The 21,341-nt window shown below is 69.7% G+C and carries 20 protein-coding genes; 14 read left to right on the forward strand and 6 right to left on the reverse strand.

Features of this window, described 5'->3' with window-relative positions; translation table 11 throughout:
• The first annotated feature begins 276 nt into the window (after positions 1-276).
• On the forward strand, positions 277-1,902 hold the full coding sequence (locus tag H4W31_RS34505; protein ID WP_192770432.1) for a condensation domain-containing protein: 1,626 nt from the start codon (positions 277-279) through the stop codon (positions 1,900-1,902).
• A 7-nt stretch (positions 1,903-1,909) separates the two neighbouring features.
• Here H4W31_RS34505 and H4W31_RS34510 read toward each other — a convergent pair whose 3' ends face one another.
• A complete protein-coding gene (locus H4W31_RS34510) occupies positions 1,910-2,308 on the reverse strand; it encodes a hypothetical protein (protein ID WP_192770433.1) in 399 nt (132 codons plus the stop codon).
• Between the two features lie 85 nt (positions 2,309-2,393).
• Between H4W31_RS34510 and H4W31_RS34515 the strand changes: the two genes are divergently transcribed.
• On the forward strand, positions 2,394-2,876 hold the full coding sequence (locus tag H4W31_RS34515; protein WP_192770434.1) for a MarR family winged helix-turn-helix transcriptional regulator: 483 nt from the start codon (positions 2,394-2,396) through the stop codon (positions 2,874-2,876).
• A gap of 61 nt (positions 2,877-2,937) precedes the next feature.
• On the opposite strand, the gene H4W31_RS34520 is transcribed toward H4W31_RS34515, so the two are convergent.
• On the reverse strand, positions 2,938-3,561 hold the full coding sequence (locus H4W31_RS34520; RefSeq protein ID WP_192770435.1) for a DJ-1/PfpI family protein: 624 nt from the start codon (positions 3,559-3,561) through the stop codon (positions 2,938-2,940).
• Between the two features lie 16 nt (positions 3,562-3,577).
• Complete coding sequence (locus H4W31_RS34525; RefSeq protein ID WP_318783568.1) at positions 3,578-4,549, reverse strand: GlxA family transcriptional regulator; 972 nt, start codon at positions 4,547-4,549, stop codon at positions 3,578-3,580.
• 258 nt (positions 4,550-4,807) lie between these two features.
• On the opposite strand from H4W31_RS34525, the gene H4W31_RS34530 reads away from it, so the two are divergent.
• The 12 genes from H4W31_RS34530 to H4W31_RS34585 all read left to right on the forward strand — a co-directional run bounded on the left by H4W31_RS34530 (position 4,808) and on the right by H4W31_RS34585 (position 17,962).
• Complete coding sequence (locus H4W31_RS34530) at positions 4,808-5,821, forward strand: hypothetical protein (protein ID WP_192770437.1); 1,014 nt, start codon at positions 4,808-4,810, stop codon at positions 5,819-5,821.
• A 420-nt stretch (positions 5,822-6,241) separates the two neighbouring features.
• Positions 6,242-7,444 (forward strand): dipeptidase, encoded by a 1,203-nt coding sequence (locus tag H4W31_RS34535; protein WP_192770438.1) that lies wholly within the window; start codon positions 6,242-6,244, stop codon positions 7,442-7,444.
• A complete protein-coding gene (locus tag H4W31_RS34540) occupies positions 7,441-9,078 on the forward strand; it encodes an ABC transporter substrate-binding protein (protein WP_318783569.1) in 1,638 nt (545 codons plus the stop codon). Before H4W31_RS34535 ends, H4W31_RS34540 begins: the two co-directional genes overlap by 4 nt.
• 31 nt (positions 9,079-9,109) lie before the next feature.
• Positions 9,110-10,063 carry an ABC transporter permease gene (locus H4W31_RS34545; RefSeq protein WP_192770439.1) on the forward strand — a complete coding sequence of 318 codons (954 nt, stop codon included), beginning with the start codon at positions 9,110-9,112 and terminating at the stop codon, positions 10,061-10,063.
• 58 nt (positions 10,064-10,121) lie between these two features.
• Positions 10,122-11,015 carry an ABC transporter permease gene (locus H4W31_RS34550; protein ID WP_192770440.1) on the forward strand — a complete coding sequence of 298 codons (894 nt, stop codon included), beginning with the start codon at positions 10,122-10,124 and terminating at the stop codon, positions 11,013-11,015.
• A gap of 3 nt (positions 11,016-11,018) precedes the next feature.
• Positions 11,019-12,194 (forward strand): M24 family metallopeptidase, encoded by a 1,176-nt coding sequence (locus H4W31_RS34555; RefSeq protein ID WP_192770441.1) that lies wholly within the window; start codon positions 11,019-11,021, stop codon positions 12,192-12,194.
• A complete protein-coding gene (locus H4W31_RS34560; protein ID WP_192770442.1) occupies positions 12,191-13,060 on the forward strand; it encodes an alpha/beta fold hydrolase in 870 nt (289 codons plus the stop codon). Before H4W31_RS34555 ends, H4W31_RS34560 begins: the two co-directional genes overlap by 4 nt.
• A complete protein-coding gene (locus tag H4W31_RS34565; RefSeq protein WP_192770443.1) occupies positions 13,060-14,052 on the forward strand; it encodes an ABC transporter ATP-binding protein in 993 nt (330 codons plus the stop codon). The genes H4W31_RS34560 and H4W31_RS34565 overlap by 1 nt, the downstream gene beginning before the upstream one ends.
• Positions 14,036-15,025, forward strand: a complete 990-nt coding sequence (locus H4W31_RS34570) for an ABC transporter ATP-binding protein (protein WP_192770444.1) — start codon at positions 14,036-14,038, stop codon at positions 15,023-15,025. The genes H4W31_RS34565 and H4W31_RS34570 overlap by 17 nt, the downstream gene beginning before the upstream one ends.
• A gap of 48 nt (positions 15,026-15,073) precedes the next feature.
• Positions 15,074-16,276 carry a dipeptidase gene (locus H4W31_RS34575; protein WP_225945832.1) on the forward strand — a complete coding sequence of 401 codons (1,203 nt, stop codon included), beginning with the start codon at positions 15,074-15,076 and terminating at the stop codon, positions 16,274-16,276.
• Between the two features lie 150 nt (positions 16,277-16,426).
• Entirely contained in the window at positions 16,427-17,155 is a 729-nt protein-coding gene (locus H4W31_RS34580; RefSeq protein ID WP_192770445.1) for a GntR family transcriptional regulator, read from the forward strand.
• 36 nt (positions 17,156-17,191) lie between these two features.
• Positions 17,192-17,962 (forward strand): GNAT family N-acetyltransferase, encoded by a 771-nt coding sequence (locus H4W31_RS34585; RefSeq protein WP_192770446.1) that lies wholly within the window; start codon positions 17,192-17,194, stop codon positions 17,960-17,962.
• 73 nt (positions 17,963-18,035) lie between these two features.
• Here H4W31_RS34585 and H4W31_RS34590 read toward each other — a convergent pair whose 3' ends face one another.
• The 3 genes from H4W31_RS34590 to H4W31_RS34600 all read right to left on the reverse strand — a co-directional run bounded on the left by H4W31_RS34590 (position 18,036) and on the right by H4W31_RS34600 (position 21,319).
• Positions 18,036-19,016: an ion transporter gene (locus H4W31_RS34590; protein WP_318783571.1), complete on the reverse strand. Its 981-nt coding sequence runs from the start codon at positions 19,014-19,016 to the stop codon at positions 18,036-18,038.
• Between the two features lie 180 nt (positions 19,017-19,196).
• Positions 19,197-19,994, reverse strand: a complete 798-nt coding sequence (locus tag H4W31_RS34595; RefSeq protein ID WP_318783572.1) for a DUF4394 domain-containing protein — start codon at positions 19,992-19,994, stop codon at positions 19,197-19,199.
• 467 nt (positions 19,995-20,461) lie between these two features.
• Positions 20,462-21,319 (reverse strand): SPFH domain-containing protein, encoded by an 858-nt coding sequence (locus H4W31_RS34600; protein WP_192770448.1) that lies wholly within the window; start codon positions 21,317-21,319, stop codon positions 20,462-20,464.
• Positions 21,320-21,341 lie beyond the last annotated feature (22 nt).

A 21,341-nucleotide genomic window follows, 5' to 3' on the forward strand; every position in this document is an offset into this window, starting at 1 on the left:
CCGACCCTGATCCCCCGGACCCGCGGCGACGACCGAAATGACTCGTGACCGCCACCCGGGCGCAGGAGCGAGACAGCGACGTACCACCCCTGGTAACGTCGGCGACACTCGGCGTCGAAGGAGCGGTGCGACCATGCCGCGAGTCGCCGGCTCCTGATCGGCAGTTGATCGGACAGGGAGTTTCGCTGCCCACATGAGGCTTTCACTTCTCTTCACGCTGCGGGTACACCCTGACCCGGTTGCGCCAGTTGCCGTCCGGACACCGGGGGTGTCGCGATGACCAGTCAGGTCGACGTCCAGCAGAGCTATCCACTCTCGCCGGTCCAACGTGGCATCCTGCGCCAGGCTCTCGCCGAGCCGGGTCCGAGCCCGACGAGCTACCTCGAACAGGTACGACTCATCGTCCGTGGGCGGCTGCGGGTGGCCGACTTCCAGCTCGCCTGGAGCCGGGTGATCGCCCGACACGCCACGTTGCGGACCGGGTTCGTCTGGCACGGGATCGAGGAGCCGGTGCAGGTGGTCGTGCCGACGGCACCCGCACCCGAGTGGTACGTCGACGATCTGCGGAACACCCGGGCCTGCCAGCGTCGGCGTGGCCTGGCGGAGTTCCTCGCCACCGACCGGGCCCGTGGCTTCGTGCTGACCGCCCCGCCGCTGTCCCGGTTCGCTCTGCTCCGGGTGTCCGAAACCGAGCATCTTTTCGTCTGGACCGCGCATCATCTGGTCATCGACGGATGGAGCTTCCCGATCCTGCTCCGGGAGGCGCTGGAGGAGTACCGGGCCGCGATCGAGGGCCGGGACGCCGCGTTGCCGGCCCCGGCACCGTTCCGCGACCATGTCGCCTGGCTGGCCCGGCGTGACCTCACCGGCGCGGAGGAGTTCTGGCGCGCCGAGCTGGCCGGCCGGTCCGCACCGACGCCACTGCCGACCGACCAACCGGACGGGCCGGCGGACGAGTTCGGCCCGCCGGACGTCTCCGGGGCACCGGACGTCTCCGGGGTACTGAAGCAGTCGCGACCGACGGGGCCGTCCGGCACGGTCGGCGGGTCCGGATCGTCCGGCACGGTCGGCGGGTCCGGATCGGCCGGTGTGGTCGGGCCGCGCGGCGCGTCCGGGCTGGCGGACATCCCCGGGCCGACCGGCGCACCGGGGCCGGCGAACGTCTTCGGACCGGCCGACGCGGTCGGGCCCAGGGGCGAGTCCCCGGTGGAGGACCCGTTCGCCGAACACCGTGTCGAAGTCAGCGGCGACGACACCGCGCGGCTGCACGAGACCGCCCGTCAACAGCGGGTCACCCTCGAAACCGTGCTGCACGGATGCTGGGCCCGGCTCCTGTCGGCGCACAGCGGGGAGACCGACGTCGTCTTCGGCGCGACGGTCTCCTGCCGGCCGGTGGAGGCCGAGGCGTCGCAGAACATGATCGGGCCGCTCGTCAACACGCTCCCGGTCCGGGTACGGATCCATCCCGACGAGCCCGTCGGCGCCTGGCTGCGACAACTGCAACAGCATCAGGCGCTGGCCCGCCCGTTCGATCACGTGCCACTGGGCCGGATCGAGTCCTGGACCGAGACGCCGGCCGGTTCGCCGCTGTTCGAGACGTTGGTCGACTTCGAGAACTACCCGGTCGACAACGACCTGTTCACCGGCACGGCCGACGCGTCGACCCTGTCGATGCGGTTCGAGGGCCGGTGGTCGTCGTCGCACCATCCGCTCACCCTGCTCGTCGTACCGGGTGAGCGGCTCGGGCTGCACACCACGTACGACCGCCGCCGCCTCCGGCCGGCAACGGTCGAGCACCTGCTCGCCCAACTGACGGTCCTGCTCGTCCAGTTCGCCGCCGATCCGGAGCGGCCACTGTCCGATCTGTCCCTCTCCGATCGCGAGTACGGCCCCGCGGCGTAGTTCCTCGTCACGGCGCGGCCACGACTTTCGGCCGGCGCCAGAGCAGCGCGACGAGGACGATGGTGAGCAGTGCACCCGGAACGAGGCTCGCCCTGATCCAGGGTTCCGTGATCAGGGCGAAAACGAAGAATCTGCCGATGAACTGGATGCCGAGCAGGACCGTCAGCAGCACCCGACGCCAGCCTCGCCCGAAGCGTGATCCCAGCGCCAGCCACGCGTACGCGACTCCGAAGCTGAGGTGGAAGGCGTGCTCGACCCCGAGCTGGTACGGCGGGGTGACCAGTGCGTACAGGTGCTCCACGACCAGCACCCAGAGCAGGATGGTGGCCGGATCCGGCCGGGAACGGGCCGCCCCGGGACGAGCCGACGGACGGGACGCAGCGGTGACGCTCGCAGGTTCGGGCACGGGACACGTCTCCTCGAAACACCAGAAAGGGCCGGCTGAGACTTTCTCAGATGAGAGTATCTTGTCCGCGTCCTAGGATCCAGGCATGAACGCCGCACGATCCCGATCCGATGCGTCCCCGCTGGCCTTCCTGCCCAGGGACGTCGCCACCGGCATGCTGATCAGCACGGTGCACCGGCACAGCCAGAAGGTCCTCAACGATGCGCTGCGCCCGCTCGGGATCGAGGAGCGGCATTTCGCCACCATGGCCGTACTGGACAGCCGTGGGCCGCTCACCCAGCGTCAACTCATCGACCTGCTCGACCTCGACAAGTCGTCGCTGGGCCGGATCGTCGACGAGCTGGAGCGGCAGGACCTGGCCGAGCGCCGGCCGGTACCCGGGGATCGTCGCGCCCACGCCATTCATCTGAGCGCCCAGGGCCGGCAGCGGGTGGGCGAGGCGCAGCAGATCGCCGCCGGGGTGGGGCAGCAACTCTTCGGACACCTTCCGCCGGAGGCCCGCCAGGCCCTCGACAACGCGCTGCGGCAGCTGTTACCCCGGCACGGTGCCGACGGCGCGCCGGGCTGACCGAGACGACGACGCGACGCAGCGGCTGGCGCCGCGGCGTGCCGAGCCGACGTACCGCAGGTCAGCGCAGTCCCGCCGCCAGCCGGTCCCGGACCGCCTGCGACGCCTTCGCCGGGGAGCCGGCGTCGAAGGGCGGCTGCGGGTCGTACTCGATGGCGAGTTGGATGGCCTCGGCGGTGGTCCGGTCGGCGATGGTCGCGGCGAGGGTGAGGGCCATGTCGAGCCCGGCGGAGACTCCGGCGGCGGTCATCAGCTTGCCGTCGCCGACCACCCGCTGCGGGGTGTAGGTCGCACCGAACGAGACCAGGTCGCCCGCCCGCCGCCAGTGCGTGGTGGCGGTACGCCCGCGCAACAGTCCGGCGGCGCCCAGCAGCAGCGATCCGGTGCAGACCGAGGTCGTCCACCGGGTGGTCTCGTTCATCCGGCGGATCCAGTCCAGCAGCGGTCCGCCGACCAGGTGCTGGTCGACGCCCGGACCGCCGGGCACCACCAGCACGTCGCAGGAGTCGATCTCGGCGAGCGTGGCGTCGGCGGTGAGGGCGAGGCTGCCGACGTTGTTGCGGACCGGTCCGACGGCGGTCGCGGCGAAGACCACCTCGGCGCCGGGCAGGAGCTTGAGTACGTCGTACGGGCCGACCGCGTCGAGCGCGGTGAACCGGTCGAAGAGCGGAATGACGATGCGCATCGGGTCCCCTTGGTGTTCAGGCGAAGTGGTGGCGGTACTGGCCGGGGGTGACCCCGATGGTGCGTTTGAAGCGCCGGTGCAGGGTCTCGACGGTGCCGAAGCCGCATCCCCGGGCGATCGCCCCGACCGGCGCGTCGGTGCTCTCCAACAGGCGTCGGGCCGCCTCGACCCGGACGGATTCCACGTACGCGGCCGGGGTCTGCCCGGTCTGCGCGGTGAACATCCGGGCGAAGTGCCGCTCGCTCATTCCGGCCCGGTTGGCGAGTGCCGGCACGCTCAGGTCCTCGGCGAGGTGATCGACGATCCACACCTGGATCTGCCGCAGCGGGGTACGCACCGGGCGCTGTGCGGCCAGCTGCGTACTGAACTGGGCCTGGCCGCCGGGACGCTGGACGAACATGACGAGTCGACGGGCGATCGCCCGGGACGTCTCCGCGCCCCGGTCCCGCTCCACCAGTGCGAGCGCGAGGTCGATCCCCGCGGTGACCCCGGCCGAGGTCCAGACGCCGTCGTCGTGGACGAAAATGGGATCGGGTTCGACCGTCACCAGCGGATACCGCCGGGCAAGTTCGGCGCAACTCCCCCAGTGGGTGACCGCCCGCCGGCCGTCGAGCAGGCCGGCCTCGGCCAGCAGGAACGCGCCGCCACACACCGACGCCACCCGTCCGGAGCGGGTGGCCGCGGCGGCGATCCAGTCGATGAGCCGGCGGTCGGCGCACGCCTGCGTCCGGCCTGACCCGCCGACCACCATCAGGGTGTCGATCCGCCCCTCGTGGCACTGGTCGATCGTGGCGTCGGGGGTGATGCTGAGGCCGCCGCTGGCCCGGATCGGACCGGCGACCCCGGCCACAGTCGCCAACTCGTAGCCCGGCGCCAACTCATGGCCCGGCGCCAACCGCTCGGCCTGCGCGAAGACCTCGTGCGGGCCGGTCAGGTCGAGGATCTGGAACCCCGGGAAGATCACGAAAACGATGCGGTGGCTGTCCACCTGCCCATCGTTTCCGGCACCGGCCCTGGCAGCAATGCCACACTGCTGACGATTTCGGCCATCCTCCGGCCGCCGGGCTCGGAGTTCACGCTCTCGTTGCCCGGCCATCGACCTCGGTACATCAAACGGTAGACCTTGGTAGCGCCACGCCAGTCTCCGGTCCACTGTGCCGGCCACGCTGCCCGGCCCAGACTCGACGACATGTCACGGACATCCCCGGTTCCCCGCCCGACGCCCGGACCGCGGTTTCGGCGACGCATGCTGCCGGTCATCGGGCTCGCCCTGCTCGCGCCCTGGGTGCCGGAGTACCTGGTGGGCAGCCACACCGTCCGCGACCTCCCGTTGATCATCTTCCTCGTACCGCTGTACGGCGGCGGGGCCCTGCTGATCCGCGAACTGGCCCGTCGTACCGGCCGGGGATGGCCGACGATCCTGCTGCTCGGGCTGGCGTACGGCGTCGTCGAGGCCGGCCTGTTCGACCAGTCGCTGTTCAACCCCGACTTCATGGGCGAGAACTTCGGCACTCCGGCCCGGATACCCGGGCTCGGCGTGAGCGCCCACTACCTCCTGGTGTTCGTCGGCGGACACGCGATCTGGAGCATCGGCACCCCGATCGCGATCATCGAGTCCCTGGTCCCCGACCGGGCGGACCGGCCCTGGCTGCGTACCCCGGGTCTGCTGGTGGTGGCCGGTCTGTATCTCCTCGGCGGCGCCATGATCTACACCGATCTGCGGTCCACCGAGGGATTCGGCGCCAGCGGACCGGAACTCGCCGCCGCCGGAACGGTCGCGGTCGTGCTCGTCGGTGCCGCGTTTCTCGTACGGCGCCGTCCGGCGGATCCGGTCGCGAAGGCGCCGCCCCGGCCGTGGCGGGTCCTGCTGGTCGCGTTCCTGCTGTCCAGCCTGCTGGGGATCTGGGAGAACTGGTACGGGGTCGCGCTCGGGGTGGCCGTGATCGCCCTGACGGTCTGGTACGTCACCCGGTGGGCCCGCAGTCCCCGATGGTCCCAGCGACACCGGCTGGCCCTGGCCAGCGGCGCCCTGCTCACCTGGGCCTGGCACGGCTTCGTCCTCCAGCCGTGGCGGGAGGTCTCACCGGCCGCCGAACTGGCCAGCGACATCGCCTTCGCGCTGGCGGCGATCGCCCTGGTCGTCCTGCCGGACCGGCGGCTGCGGCGCGCACGGTCCGCCGATTCCCGGGCGACGGTCGCGGACGATCCGGCCGAGGGCGCGGCGACGCGGCCGGAGGGTCGGTCGCACGTCGAGCCCTGACGACCGGAGGGTCGGTCGCACGTCGAGCCCTGACGACCGGAGGGTCGGTCACACATCGCGCCCTGACGGCCGGCGCCGCGCACAGCACCATCCCATCATCTGGTTCACGGGGCCGGCCGACGAGCCGCCGAACGGCCCGGATCTCGACCCCGAATGGCAGTGGTCAGACCTCCGGACGGCCGATCCCACACGGCGGCGACCCGGGTTCAGCACGACCGACCGGCGGCCGACCGGACCGCGACCGGACCACCAGTAAGCCTGTTACCAGCAGAATCCGCTCTACCCCGACCGCCGACGACCTTGATAACGGTCAGATCACGAGGTCTTCCCAATCCGTACGAGACTCACGTACGGTCCCGGAAAGGCAGGAGGTCAGACCTCCATCCTCATGCCTCTGAGCGTTCCCGAGGTGAGCTGCTAGTGCAGGAACATGCTTCCCGCTATGCGGGATACCGGTCGTTTGACTATTTGACCCCGCAGGTCGACTTCAAGGTGTTCGACCTCGCGCCACAACTAGGTCGGGTCCCCGAACACGATCTCGGCCTGACCGATGCCCAACGCGACCGGGTGTCCCGGCTGCTTCGCGACTACTCCGCGATCTCGCTGCACGAACACCCGAAGATCCTGCCGGCCGACGTCACGCAGCTACGTGACTACAACCGCACCGGACGCAACTCCTTCGGCTTCGAGGGACTGGCCCGGTCCGGCATGACCGCGGTGTTCGACAACTTCATGAACGGCACCGGCTGCGTCACCAGCGAGGCCGCCTGGAAGTGGGACGACGTCATCTACGACATCGGCCTGCGGTTCGCCGACATCGCCAAGCAGGACCACGTCGTGGTGGCGACCACCCTGGAAGAGATCTTCACCGCCAAGCGGAACGGCCAGCTCGCCCTGGTGGCCGGCCTGGAAGCGGCCACGATGATCGAGAACGAGCTGGACCGGATCGACATCCTGTACGGCTTCGGCGTCCGCCAGATGGGCATCGCCTACAGCCAGGCGAACATGCTCGGCTCGGGCCTGTCCGAGGATCGCGACGGCGGACTCACCCACTTCGGCCGGCGCGCCGTCGACCGGATGAACAAGCTCGGCATCGCCATCGACATCTCGCACTCCGGCGACCAGACCTCACTCGACGTCATCGAGGCCAGCCGGGTACCGGTCTTCATCACCCACGCCGGCGCCCGCTCGGTCTGGAACACACCCCGGATGAAGCCGGACGACGTGATCCGGGCCTGCGCCGAGCGCGGTGGTGTGATCGGCATCGAGGCCGCCCCGCACACCACGCTGTCGCAGGAGCACCCGCACCACTCCATCGAGTCGGTGATGGACCACTTCGTCTACTGCGTCGACCTGGTCGGCATCGACCACGTCGCGTTCGGGCCGGACACCAACTTCGGTGACCACGTCGGCCTGCACGACACCTTCACCGGGCACCTGGCGATCGGCAAGGCGCACGGCGCGGTGGAGCACCCCCGGGTGCCGTACGTCTCCGGCATGGAGAACCCGGCCGAGTGTTTCAGCAACATCGTCGGCTGGCTGGTCACGCACGACTACTCCGATGACGAGATCGCCAAGGTCATCGGCGGCAACATCATTCGCGTTCTTCGGGAGGTTTGGTGAGCAAGACAATCAACGGCCGCGCCCGTCGCTGGCGGGCCGCCGTCGCGCTCGGCGCGGCGGCCGCGCTCGGCCTGTCCGGGTGCGGGCTCAACGAGGACAACGGGGCGTCCGGCGAGAGTGCCGCCGGCGACGCGGTGCTGCGCATCGGCACCACCACCGACGTGTCGAACTTCAACCCGCTCCAGTCGCTGAGCAAGACCGACTCCTGGATTCTCAACGCGATGTACCCGCACCTGCTGCGGATCGACGAGAACGCCAAGAAGGCGCCGGAACTGGCCAAGGACTACACGTACGAGAACGACGGCAAGACCGCCGTGTTCCACCTGCGCGACGACTTCACCTGGACCGACGGCAAGCCGGTGGTGGCCGACGACGTCAAGTTCAGCGCCGAGTCGATCATGAAGTACAAGCTCGGCAACGTCGCGGCGAAGCTCACCTGGGTCACCTCGATCGAGGCGCCGGACGCCACCACGGTCAAGTTCAACCTCTCCCAGCCGTACGCGCCGTTCGCCGAGGGCGTCGGGTTCTGGATGTCGGTGGTGCCGAAGCACATCTTCGAGGCCGCCGGTGACCTGTCGAAGTTCCCCAACGACTCGAACTGGGTCGGCGCCGGACCGTTCGTGCTGGAGAGCGCCACCAAGGGCCAGCGGTACGTGATGAAGCGCAACGACAAGTACCCGCTGGCGCCCGGCGGAAAGCCGGCGGTCAGCAAGGTCGAGTACCGGCTCTACCCGGACGTCAACACGATGATGCTGGCGCTGCGCAACGGCGACATCGACCTGATGGGCACCCCGGTCCCGGCGTCGGCCGCGAAGACCTTCGAGAACGACGCGAAGATCAAGATGGCCAAGGTCGGTGCGCTCGGCTTCGCCCACCTGACCTACAACATGAACAACAAGGACCTGGCCAAGCAGGAGGTCCGACAGGCGCTGTCGATGGCGATCGACACCAAGTCGATCATCTCCTCGGTGCTCCAGGGTGACGCCCAGCAGATGTCCGGGCCGATCTCGCCGATCTTCGCCGACTACGACAACACCGAGATCCAGCCGTACGCCTTCGACCCGGCCGGCGCGAAGGCCAAGCTGACCGCGGCCGGTTACTCCGACGGCAACGGTGACGGCCTCTTCGACGGCCTGGAGCTCGGCGTGGCCTGCGACCAGTCCAACGCCAACCTCACCCGGGTGGTGCAGCTGTTCCGGGAGAGCGCCGCGAAGGCCGGAATCAAGCTGGAGAACGAGTGCGTGGAGCGGAACACGTTCCTGTCCCGCACCAAGGACGGCAAGTACGACATCGACGCGTCGCAGTGGGGCGTCTTCGACAACCCGATGGACCAACTGCGCAGCACCTACCTGTCCAGCAACCCGGGTGGGATCAACTACAACCTGCTCAAGTCCCCCGAGATCGACCAGCTGATCAACGACGCGGCGGGCACCACCGATACGGCGGCGTTCGCCACGAAGATCAAGAACATCGACAAGGTGGTGCACGAGCAGGCCTACCTGACCCCGCTGTACGTGGAGAACTTCCAGTTCGCCTACAACGCCAGCAAGTTCGGCGGCTTCGTCGCCTCGCCGTCCGACCTGCTCGGCATGGTCACCGCGTACTCGCTGGCCCAGGTGAAGCCGGTCGGCTGACCGGCCACTAGAGAGAAGGGAGGGGTCCCCCGTGGCACGTTTCGTGCTCAACCGGGCACTGAAGGCCGTACTGACCATCTGGATAGCGATCACCGCGACGTTCTTCCTGCTCCGGTTACTTCCGGGGGACCCCACGACCCTCATGGTCGAGGGGGACATGACGCCGGAGATGCGGGCGGCACTGCTCAAGACGTACGGCCTGGACCAGCCGCTGCTGGAGCAGTACGTCTCGTACCTGCGCGAACTGCTGCACGGCAACTTCGGCATCTCGTTCCGGCAGATCCAACCCGTCACCGACATCCTGCTCGACCGGCTGCCCTGGACCCTGCTGCTGGCCGGGGTGGCGTTCCTGCTAACCATCGCCGTCGGCATCCCGATCGGGGTGTACGCGGCAGCGCACCGGGGCCGTTGGCCGGACAAGCTGCTCCAGGGGTTCGGCATCGGCGGACACGCCCTCTTCGTGCCCAGCGTCGCGATGCTGCTGCTGGTCTACCTGGGCGCCAAGCTCGGCTGGTTCCCGATCGGCGGTGCGGTCGACCCGGACACCCGGGGTGCGGCGGCCTACCTGAGTCTGGCGCACCACCTGGTACTTCCGGTGGCGTCGCTGGTGCTGGTGCAACTCGGCCCGTACGCGCTGACGCTGCGGACCAACCTGATCGACGTACTCGGTGAGGACTACATCCGGGCGGCCCGGGCCCGGGGCCTTTCCGGCCGGCGCCGGCTGTGGAAGCACGGCCTGCGCAACGCGATCCTGCCGGCCCTGACCCTGATGGGCCTGCAACTCGGCACGCTGGTCGGCGGTGCCGTGCTCACCGAGACCGTGTTCGCGTACCCCGGGGTCGGCCGGCTGATCTACGAGGCGGTCGGGCAACGCGACTATCCAGTCCTGCAAGGAGCGTTCATCATGCTCGCCATCACCGTGGTGGTCGCCAACGCGCTCACCGACCTGCTGTACGCGGTACTCAACCCCAGGATCCGGCTGTGAGCGCGAGGAGTGAGCCGGGTTTGCGAGCCCCGCAGTCGCGAACGAAAGGCAGGCACCGATGAGTGGGCCGCTGGTGACCGAGCCGGCCGCGGCGGCGGTGCCGGTCCAGGAGGTCGGGCCCGGTACCCGGTCGGCGTGGCGGACCTTCCTGCGCCAGCCGTCCGGACTGCTCGCCGCCCTGGTCCTGGTGGTGATGGTGCTGCTCGCGGTCTTCGCGCCGCTGATCGCCGACGAGCCGGGCGGCACCAGCGCCGACGTGCTGCTCTCCCCGTCCGGCGGGCACTGGTTCGGCACCGACGACATCGGGCAGGACATCTTCGCCCAGGTGGTCTGGGGGACCAGGACCAGCCTGCTGATCGGGGTGGCCGCCTCGCTGATCGCCATCGTGCTGGGCACCGCGATCGGGCTCGCCTCGGCGTACTTCCGGCGGGTCGACGCGATCGGCACCGTGGTCACGGACGTGATGCTGGCGCTGCCCACCCTGCCCCTGATGATCATGCTGGCCGCGATCGTCAGCCCGAGCGTCTGGACGCTGACCGTCATCATCGGCGTCTTCGCCTGGCCCGAGGTGGCTCGACTGATCCGCTCCCAGGGCCTGGTCGTCTCCGCGATGCCGTACATCGACGGAGCCCGGGTGCTCGGTGCCTCCGGATGGCGGATCGTCACCCGGGAGATCATGCCGGCGGTGGTACCGCTGATCGTGGTCAGCGTGCTGCTGACCGCGTCCCGGGCGGTCATCTCCGAGGCCGGGCTGAGCTTCCTCGGCCTCGGTGACCCGGATGCCTGGTCCTGGGGCCGGATCCTGCTCAACGCCCAGCGCAGCGGCGTGGTGGCCATCGCCTGGTGGCAGACCCTCTTCCCGTCGCTGGCGATCCTGCTGCTGGTCCTCGCCGCGACGGTGGCCGGCATGCGCTTCAACGACATCCGCGACCCCCGCCGGAACGGAGGCTGACCCGTGCGTCTGCCCGACAGTTTCTACTCGACCGTACGCGCCCGGCTCGCCGACGCGCTCGACGTACGCGGCCTCGACGGCTTCCTGGCCACCACCCCGGCCGACGTCGCGTTCCTCTCCGGGTTCTTCTACATCGCCACCGAACGGCCGGTCTACCTGTGGATGCCCCGTGAGGGCGACCCGCTGCTGGTGATCCCCCGCCTCGACGAGGAGTACGCCGCCCAGCAGGGCGTCACCGTCGAAACCGTCAGCTACTTCGAGTTTCCCGGGGTGGTGACCGCCGAACAGACCCTCGGCGCGGCGTTGGCCGGCCGGGCGCCGAAGCAGATCGGGGTGAGCGCCGGGCTGTCGATCGGTGCGTACCGGGCGCTGTCCCGGGCGCTCGGCGGCAGCACGCTGGTCACCACCGACGCGGTGGCCAAGCTGCGGCTGCGCAAGTTCCCCGAGGAGATCCCGTTCCACGAGGCGGCAGCGCGGATCTGCGACGAGATGCTCGGTGCCGGCCGGGAGCTGATCGCCGACGCGCTGCGCCGGGGCACCGAACTCCCCCGCGAGGACGAGATCGCCCGGCACGTCATCGGCTTCGGCACCGACCGGATGTACGCCGACTACGACCTGGTGGTCTACACCACCAAGCTGGCCGGCGGGCTGGTCTACGCCGGTCCGAACTCGGCGCTGCCGCACGGCCTGCCGACCCGGCGACGGATCCGGCCCGGCGACACCCTGATCCTGTCCCTGGGCGCGGCGGTGGCGAGCCGGTTCGTGGAGAGCGAGCGGACCTTCGTGGTCGGTGAGCCGACCGCCGAACAGCAGCGCTACTACGAGGCGGACCAGGAGGCCCAGGAGGTCGGCACCCAGGCGATGCGGGCCGGCCGGACCTGCGCCGAGGTCAACAAGACCTGCCTCGACGTGCTGCGCGGGCACGGACTCGGCGACTACATCCGGCACCGGCAGGGCCACGGCATCGGGTTGCAGAACCACGAGGCGCCCTGGGTCGAGGACGGCGATCACACCGTGCTCGAGCCCGGGATGCTGCTCTCCAGCGAGCCCGGGGTGTACGTCCCGGGCCACGCCGGCTACCGGATCTCCGACACCGTCCTGGTGGAGGAGACCGGGCCGCGCCGGCTGACCGGCTATCCGCGCGATCTCGCATCCAACATCATCGAGGAGGTCCGATGACCATCGGAAGTCCGACGGACTTTTCGGGTCGGCTGACCATCAACGGCGCCGAGCTGGTGGTCGAGGCGTTCGGCCCCGAGGACGCACCGGCCATGATCGTGCACCACGGCGCGCCGGGACTCGGTTCCCGGTCCGAGCCGAGGCGCTCGTTCGGCCCGTTCGCCGACCGGTTCCGGGTGATCGTCTTCGACGCGCGGGGCTCCGGCGAGTCCAGCGACGACGAGCCGTTCACCCACGAGCAGTGGGTCGCCGACGTGGACGCCATCCGGGCGCACTTCGGCTACGAGCGGATCGTGATGGCCGGCGGCTCGTACGGCGGCTTCATCGCCCTGGAGTACGCCATCGCGCACCCCGAACGGGTCGCCGCGCTGGTCCTGCGGGACACCGCGGCGGACACCGCGCACGACCACCTCGCCGTCGAGCGGGCGAAGACCACCGATCGGACCGTTATTCCACAGTGGGCCATCGACCGGATCGGCACCGGCCGGTTCGAGAGCAACGACCAGATCCGGGAGTACTGGAAGGCGATCCTGCCGCTCTACGACCACCAGCACGACCCGGCCAAGGACGCGGCGAGGCTGGCTGCGACCCGGTTCCACTACCGGACCCACAACGCCGCGTTCGGGCAGAACATGCCGAAGTACGACCTCAAGCCGAAGCTGCCGACGATCACCTGCCCGACCCTGGTCACCGTCGGCCGGCACGACTGGCGTACCCCGGTGGCCGCCTCGCAGGTCATCGCCGACCTGATCCCCGACGCCCGGCTGGTGGTCTTCGAGCACTCCGGTCACTCGCCGCAGTTGGAGGAGCCGGAGCTGTTCCAGCGGACCGTCCGGGACTTCCTCGATTCGGCCGGGATCCGGTAATGGCCCTGCTGGAGGTCGAGGACCTGCGGGTCAGCTTCCCCGGGCCCGGTGGCGACGCGTCGGCCGTGCACGCGGTCAACGGGGTGTCGCTGGAGCTGGAGTCCGGCCGGACGCTGGCGATTCTCGGCGAGTCCGGCTCGGGCAAGAGCGTCACCGCCCAGGCGGTGATGGGCATCCTCGACGTGCCGCCCGCCCGGGTCACCGGATCGGTCCGGCTGCGCGGACGGGAGCTGCTCACCCTCGCGCCGAAACAGCGTGACCGGGTCAGCGGCGAGGAGATCGGGATGGTCTTCCAGGACGCGATGGCCGCGCTCAACCCGGTGTTCACCGTCGGCGACCAGCTCAGCGAGCTGCTCCGGGTCCGCCGGGGAATGTCCCGGTCCGACGCCCGGCGACGCGCGGTCGAACTGATCGACCGGGTGAACATCCCGGCCGCGAAGGACCGGGCCCGGGACTATCCGCACCAGTTCTCCGGCGGCATGCGCCAGCGCATCATGATCGCCCTGGCGATCGCGCTGGAACCCGACGTACTGATCGCCGACGAGCCCACCACCGCGCTGGACGTGACCGTACAGGCGCAGGTGATGGAACTGATCGCGGAGATCCAGCGGGACAGTGGGATGGCACTGCTGCTGATCACCCACGATCTCGGAGTGGTCGCCGAGGTCGCCGACGACGTCGCGGTGATGTACGCCGGCCGGATCGTCGAACGGGCCACCGTCGAGCAGATCTTCGCCGGCCCGGCCCACCCGTACACCGAGGGCCTGCTCGCCTCGATGCCCCGGATCGACCGGCGCGACGAGGAGCTGTACGCCATTCCCGGCAGCCCGCCGAACCCGGCCCGGCTGCCCAGCGGCTGCCCGTTCCATCTGCGCTGTCCCCGGGCCGACGACGTCTGCCGGGCCACGCTGCCGGCGCTGGAACCGCTGCCCGCCGGCCGCGCCAGCGCCTGCCACCACCGGGAGGAGTTGCTGCATGTCAGCCACGGATGACGTCGTGCTCCGGGTCGAGAACCTGGTCCGGCACTTCCCGGTCAAGGGTCGGCTTCCGTTCACCTCCGGCGGACTGGTCAAGGCCGTCGACGGGGTCTCCTTCGACCTGCGCCGGGGCGAGACCCTCGGGGTGGTCGGCGAGTCCGGCTGCGGCAAGAGCACGCTGGCCCGGATGCTGGTCGGGCTGGAGCGTCCGACCTCCGGACAGGTGCGCTTCGGCGACGCGGTGGTGCACGCGGCCCGGGGCCGGGACCTGCGGGCGCTTCGGCGGCGGATCCAGATCGTGCTCCAGGATCCGTACACGTCGCTGAATCCCCGCCGGACGGTACGGGAGATCCTGCTCCAGCCGTTCGAGATCCACCCCGACGCGCTGGACCGGAAACGGCGGCTGGACCGGATCCGGGAACTGCTCGACCTGGTCGGCCTCGACCCGAGCGTGCACCTCGACCGGTACCCGCACCAGTTCTCCGGCGGGCAGCGCCAGCGGATCGGCATCGCCCGGGCGCTGGCCCTGCAACCCGACGTGATCGTCTGCGACGAGCCGGTCTCCGCGCTCGACGTCTCGGTCCAGGCCCAGGTGGTGAACCTGCTGGAACGACTTCAGCGGGAACTGGGCGTGGCATACGTCTTCATCGCCCACGACCTGTCGGTGGTCCGGCACATCTCGGACCGGGTCGCGGTGATGTACCTCGGCAAGCTGGTCGAGCGCGGCCCCGAGGTGACGCTGTACGACGCGCCCGCCCATCCGTACACCAAGGCACTGCTGTCGGCGGTGCCGGTGCCGGAACCGGTCGGCCGGGGTGACCGGCGACGGATCCTGCTCGCCGGTGACCCGCCCAGTCCCGTCAACCCGCCGTCGGGCTGCCGGTTCCGGACCCGCTGCTGGCAGGCGACGGAAACCTGCGCCACCACCGAGCCCCCGCTGGCCGGCGACGAACGCGCGGTCGCCTGCCACTACCCGCTGGCCGCCTGACGCCGCCCCGGCGCCCGGCGACTACCGTTCCGCATTAAGGAGAAGGCTTTGCTGCAAGAACCCGCGTCCCGGTACCAGGGCCACAAGTCCTACTCGTACCTGGAGCCACACGCTGACTACCGGGTCTTCGACCTGGCCGCGGAGGTCGGACGGGTGCCCGAACACGACCTCGGGCTCACCGACGCGCAGCGGCAGCGGGTCACCCGGCTGCTGACCGAGCAGATCGCGATCTCCCTGCACGAACATCCGGTGATCCTGCCCGAGGACGTCCGCGAACTGCGCACCTACAACCGGACCGCCCGGCAGCGGACCGGATACGAAGGGCTGGCCAGGTCCGGCCTGACCGCGGTCTTCGACAACTTCATGGCCGGCGCCTCCTGCGTGACCAGCGAGAACGGCTGGAAGTGGAATGACCTCATCTACGCCCTCGGGATGCGGATGAGCGACCTCTACAAGCAGGACTTCGTCCGGCTGGCCACCTCGCTCGACGACATCCGGGCGGCGAAGCGCGACGGCCGGCTCGCCCTGGTCGCCGGGCTGGAGTGCAGCAGCCCGATCGAGAACGAACTCGACCGGATCGACATCCTGTACGGCTTCGGCGTACGGCAGCTCGGCATCGCGTACAGCCAGGCGAACATGCTCGGCGGTGGGCTCTCCGAGGCCCGGGACGGTGGACTGACCCACTTCGGCCGGCGTGCCGTCGACCGGATGAACAAGCTCGGCATCGCCATCGACATCTCGCACTCCGGCGACCAGACCTGCCTGGACGTCATCGAGGCCAGCCGGGTACCGGTCTTCATCACCCACGCCGGCGCACGCTCGGTCTGGAACACCTCCCGGATGAAGCCGGACGACGTGATCCGGGCCTGCGCCGAGCGCGGTGGCGTGATCGGCATCGAGGCCGCCCCGCACACCACCCTCTCCGAGGCCCACCTGGAGCACTCGCTCGACTCGGTGATGGACCACTTCCGCTACTGCGTCGACCTGGTCGGCATCGACCACGTGACCTTCGGGCCGGACACCATGTTCGGCGACCACGTCGGGGTGCACAAGACGTACGCCGGCAACTACGGGCACGACTCCGGCAACAAGCCCGAGCACCCTCGGGTGGAGTACGTCGCCGGGGTGGAGAACCCGGGCGAGGCGTTCGGCAACATCGTCGGCTGGCTGGTCAAGCACGACTACTCGGACGACGAGATCGCCAAGGTCGTCGGTGGCAACACCATCCGGGTCCTGGAGCAGGTCTGGTAACGGCGCTGGTGGCGGAACGACGGCACCCGTACGCACATCGATCGTGCGGGTGTCCAACTACTACACTCCGTACGCCGAGTTCGGCAGTCAGGGCGCACCCCAGCGGTCGACTCGAACGCGGTGGCGGCGTGGAGCGGGAAGGTGAGAGTGATGGCTCGGCGCGAAACCGCGCTGCAGGCCGCGCAAGGACAGCTGCGCGATCTGATCGGCAGCGAGTTCCACACCGGTGACAAGCTGCCCAACGAACGGGAACTGGCCGACCGGTTGGCGGTGAGCCGGGCCACCGTACGGGAGGTTCTCGGCCAACTCGCCGCCGAGGGCGTACTGACCCGTACCTGGGGGGTCGGCACCTTCGTCCGCGAGCTCGCGGAGCGGGTCCCGGTGTCGATCGGCGACGTCACCGCGCTCCGGGACCGGATCACCGCCTCCGGGCACCGCCCCGCACTCCAGGACGCGGCGGTGAGCCGCGCCTCCTGCCCGGACGACTGCGCCAAGATCCTCGGGTTGCCGGTCGGTTCGCCGGTGTGGCGGGTCGACCGGCTCTTCGCCGTCGACGGCGTCGCCGCCGCCTGGATCCGGGACCACCTGCCGCTCAGCGTCGGCGAGCGCGACCTCGACCCGTCCGGCCTGGTCAGCATCGACCTGGACCTGTTCGAGTTCCTGGCCGACGCGACCGGGATGCCGGTACGCCGGGCCGAGATCGAGTTCGCCGCCATGCTCGCCGACGAGGACGCGGTGACCCGGCTCGGGGTACCGATCGGGCATCCCCTGGTCAACGCGACCCAGATCGGCTACAACTCGGACGGCACCGCCCTGTTCCACGGGCACATCACGGTCCGGACCGACGTACTGACGCTGCGGATCACCCGGGGCGCGTAGTCGGACCTGATCGTCGGGTGCGGAGGGGTGTCGGGAATGGGAGCCACGCACGGCGCGGAGATGCTCCGGGGACTACAGGAGCGGGCGGCTCGGGCCCTGCCGGCCACGCACGTGGAGAAGGTCGACGGGTGGTGGCTGCGTTCTGCCCCGGGCTGTGCCTGGTGGGTGCAGTCGGTCCTGCCACATGCTGATGCCGGGCCGGACGACCTGCCAGGCCGGGTGGTCGGGGCGGAGAAGTTCTACGCCGACCGTGGCGTGACCGCGCGGTTCCAGGTCAGTGCGGGAGCCTGCCCTCCTGGGCTCGACACCCTCCTGGCCCAACGCGGCTACCGTGCGGAGAGCCCGATGTCGTTACGGACGGCCCCGATCGCCCGGATCCTGACCGAGGCACCGGCCAACCCGCTGCGGATCCGACTGGACGACCGCCCGACCAGCGGCTGGTTCGATGTCTGGAACGCGGTGCACGGTCACCACGGTGGCGGTGCCGCCGCCGAGTGGGACATGCTCGCGCGGGTTGGCGGGCCGAGCGCGTACGCGGGTGCGATGGTCGGCGACAAGATCGTCGCGGTCGTGCGTGCGGTCGCCGACACCGGCCGGGTCGGGCTCTTCGGCATGGCCACCCTGCCCGGGGCACGTGGCAGGGGCGCGGCCCGCAGCCTGCTCGCCGCGCTCGCCGAGTGGGCCGGCGGGCACCGGGCCGACCAGATGTATCTCCAGGTGGAACGCGACAACCTCCCGGCGGTCCGGTTGTACGAGCGGACCGGGTTCCGCGAAGTGTGCGGGTACCACTACCGCGGTAGGGAGTGAGCCGCGGGCCGTACGCCTCGGACGGCCGGCGATCCCGACCGGACCAGCCTGCGAAGTCTCGCCGGCGCGGAAGTCAACCGCGGGAGTTCGCGGAGGTACGCCGGGACTTCGCCCGCCGGCCGGTGGAGCGGCCTGCCGAGGCGGCCCCGCTCGCCGGGTACTGCTGGGCCAGTTCGGTCTCCAGCGCGTCGAGCGCGGTTCGCAACTCGCGCAGCCGGGCCCGGATGTCGGCCGAGCCGCCCGACGAGGACGACGGCCGCCCGGCCGGAACCGCGCCGACCTCCGCCGGTCCCGCGCCGTCCGGCCCGGGAGCCGGTGCGGGCGGTCGCTCGGCCTGGTGTGCGTCCTCCAACGCCTTCAGCACGATCCCGACGAGCAGGTTCGTGAGCAGGTACGACGCCATGACGATGTACGAGGCGTAGTAGAGGATGGCCCACTCGGAGACGGCTCGGCCGGCCTCGAACGCGTCGGTGATGCCGTCCAGCGAGAGCAGCAGGAAGAGGGTGAGCATGGCCCGCCCGACCGTGCCGTAGGTGTCCGGATAGGCATCGCCGAAGGCCATCCAGCCCAGCATGGCGTAGAGGTAGACGGTCAGGGTCGCGATCAGCAGGAAGCTGACCAGTCCCGGCAGGCTGCGCAACACTCCGCCGATGACGATCCGCAGGCCGGGGAAGAGTCGTACCGCCCGGACGACGCGGGCCAGGCGGACCAGCCGCAGCAGGGTGACGTTTTCCCGTACCCCGGGCAGCAGCGGTGCACAGAAGACCAGCAGGTCGAACAGGTTCCAGCCGTCGCGGAAGAAGCCGCCTGGCGCGGCGAGGTGCGCACCGAACCGCAGTCCGAGTTCGACCAGGAAGAAGGCGAGGCAGACGTACTCGACCGCCAGCAGGGCGCCGCCGGCCCGGTCGATCGCGCCGTCGTACGTCTCGACGCCCAGCACGACCGCGTTGACGATGATCATGACGAACGAGGCGCCGTTGAACCGATCGGTGCCGACCACCCGCTCACACCAGCTTGCCAGGCGCGCCCTCGCAGTGGCCGGAACCTTGCTCACGCCGATGTGCTCCCCTGTGGACGGACCAGTCGGCGGACAGCCTAATTCCCGAGCCGGACTCCCCTGATCCGGACTCCACCGAGACGGCAGGAGGCACGGGCCGCCGGGCGGTACGACGTGCGGCCCGCCCCGGGGTGGAGACCGGGGCGGGCGGGTCGTACCGGTGGGCTGACCGAAGGGTCAACTCATGTCGAGCGCGACCGCGACGTCGCCGACGGGCAGGGGAAATTCCCCGACGACGGTCGCGGCTCCGGTGAGCAGGTCCACGGTGCAGAACGTGGCCGAGCCGTCGGTGAGCATGAGCACGGCGTACCCCGTCTGCGAGACGGTCTTGCCGTTGGCCAGGTCGCTGTAGATGTCGAAGCCGGCATTGGGGCCGGCGTCCGGGCCGAGCCGGCCGGTCGGGGCCAGCAGTCCGTCGTTGGCCGGCGACTGGACGACGACCTGGTCCGCGACCGTGTTGAGGGCGAACAGCGTGGTCGCGGTATCGGAGTTCAGGTCGTTGTTCGTGTACGCGGCGGCGGTGACCCCGGTGGCCGCCGCGGTGGACGGCGGTGTGGTCAGGCTCTTGTCCACCACCGTGGTGCCGGCGGTCGACCCGTCACTGATGTTGTGCCGCAGGTTCTGGCCGGTGTCGCTGATCACCCGAAGCCGGTTGGCCGCCGGGTTGAAGTCCACCCCGAACATCGACCCGTGCAGCGGAACGCTGAGTTGCGAGACCTTCTTGAGGACCGCGCCCGGCATCGAGATCGTGTAGACGCCGCCGTAGTTGCCGACGCCGTACAGGAGACCGTCCTGGGGTCGGAAGTCGATCCCGATCAGGGCCGTGTCGACACTGAGCCCCGTCACGTTCCTGACCCAGTCGTTCACCGTGGGGTCATCGGTGGTGAAGGTGAGCAGTTGCCTCCCGCTGGCCGTGATCCCGTACGCCCGCAGCCCGGCGCTCGCGGCCGAACTGTTGCCGGCAATCCCGACCACGACTGCCGCCGTCGCCGACACCAGTGCAATGGCTGCGGCAATCCCTCTTCGAACCCGCTTCTCCATCGGTTTCCTCCCCATTTCGTCTCGCCCGGCCGGACTGTCCAGCCGAACAGGGGCGGTCGGTCCGCCGAGGCACCCACCACCAACAGGCCCATCCCCTTGAAATCCACCGGCCTTTCGGGGATCCGTCCCTGGCCCCGTCTGGCCTGCTTCCACAAGCTATTGACCAGAACTGGGGGCCAACTGGACGCCAACTGAAGGGCGACGTCCAGCGGCATCGCGCGGTGGACACGGCAAGGGCCGGCCGGTCGCCATCTGGTACTGGCGACCGGCCGGCCCTCGGGGGATCGGGCCGGCACTGCCGACCACCCCACTGCTGACATCCGACCCGGAGAGAGGTCTATTGGTTACCCGACGTCCGTCGCAACCCTCGACTGCGGGTCGACGAACCCGTCAACGGCGGCTCACTTGGAGCCCGTCACGATTCCCGGGTTGATGCAGAGGCCCGGGCTGCTGCCGGTCCTCTCGGCGATTTCGAGACAACGGGTGATCTTGTCGACCTGGGCGTTCTTCTCGGTGATCGCCTTCTGCTTCTCCGCGTTGATCAGGTCCTGGTCGAGGTTCCGACCCTGCGCCAACTTGTCCTGGAACACCTTGATGTTGGCTTCGGTCTTCTCGTCGTGGTTGACCCGGATGATGGTGACGGAGAGGATTTCGATGTCGTCGCCGAGACGGCCTTGCGCCGAGGTCTGCACCTTTTCGGCGAAAGGCTTGAGGTCGACGTTGAGGTTTCCGGTCTTCGCGTCGATGTTGGCCAGCGGGTTGTAACTGGCGAAGGCGTCGTTGACCGCTCCATCGAGCTGAACGCCGACGCGCTGGCCCCGGAACGCCTCGAAGTCTCCCTTGTAGTCCATGAACTGCCGAGGGGCGTTCTCCGACCGTACCTGCCATTCGACGAGCAGTTCGACGCCGGCATTGGCCAGCGTTCCGGTGCGTACGGCTACGGCGTTGTTACCACCGATGTGGTCGTACTTCTGTCGGCTCGCGTCCCACTCGCCGACCTTCTCCCAAGGGGAGACCCAGTTCAGGCCACTGCCGGTGACCTCGCCGGTGGGCTTGTTGAAGGAGGTGACGATTCCGACGTTGCGTACCGGAATGGAGTTTGCCGCAGCGCCGATGGTAAGAGCGATCGCGAGCAGCAGGACGCCCACGGAACCGCCCAGGACTTGACCCTTCGTGCCTTGTGGCGCAAACACGCTGTATATCGCGGCGAGGACTGCCACGGCGAAGAGGACAAGAGCGCAGACAAACAGCGCTGGCATTTCAGCATCTCCTCTACTGGCT

The organism is Plantactinospora soyae, assembly GCF_014874095.1.
Classification (GTDB): Bacteria; Actinomycetota; Actinomycetes; order Mycobacteriales; family Micromonosporaceae; genus Plantactinospora; species Plantactinospora soyae.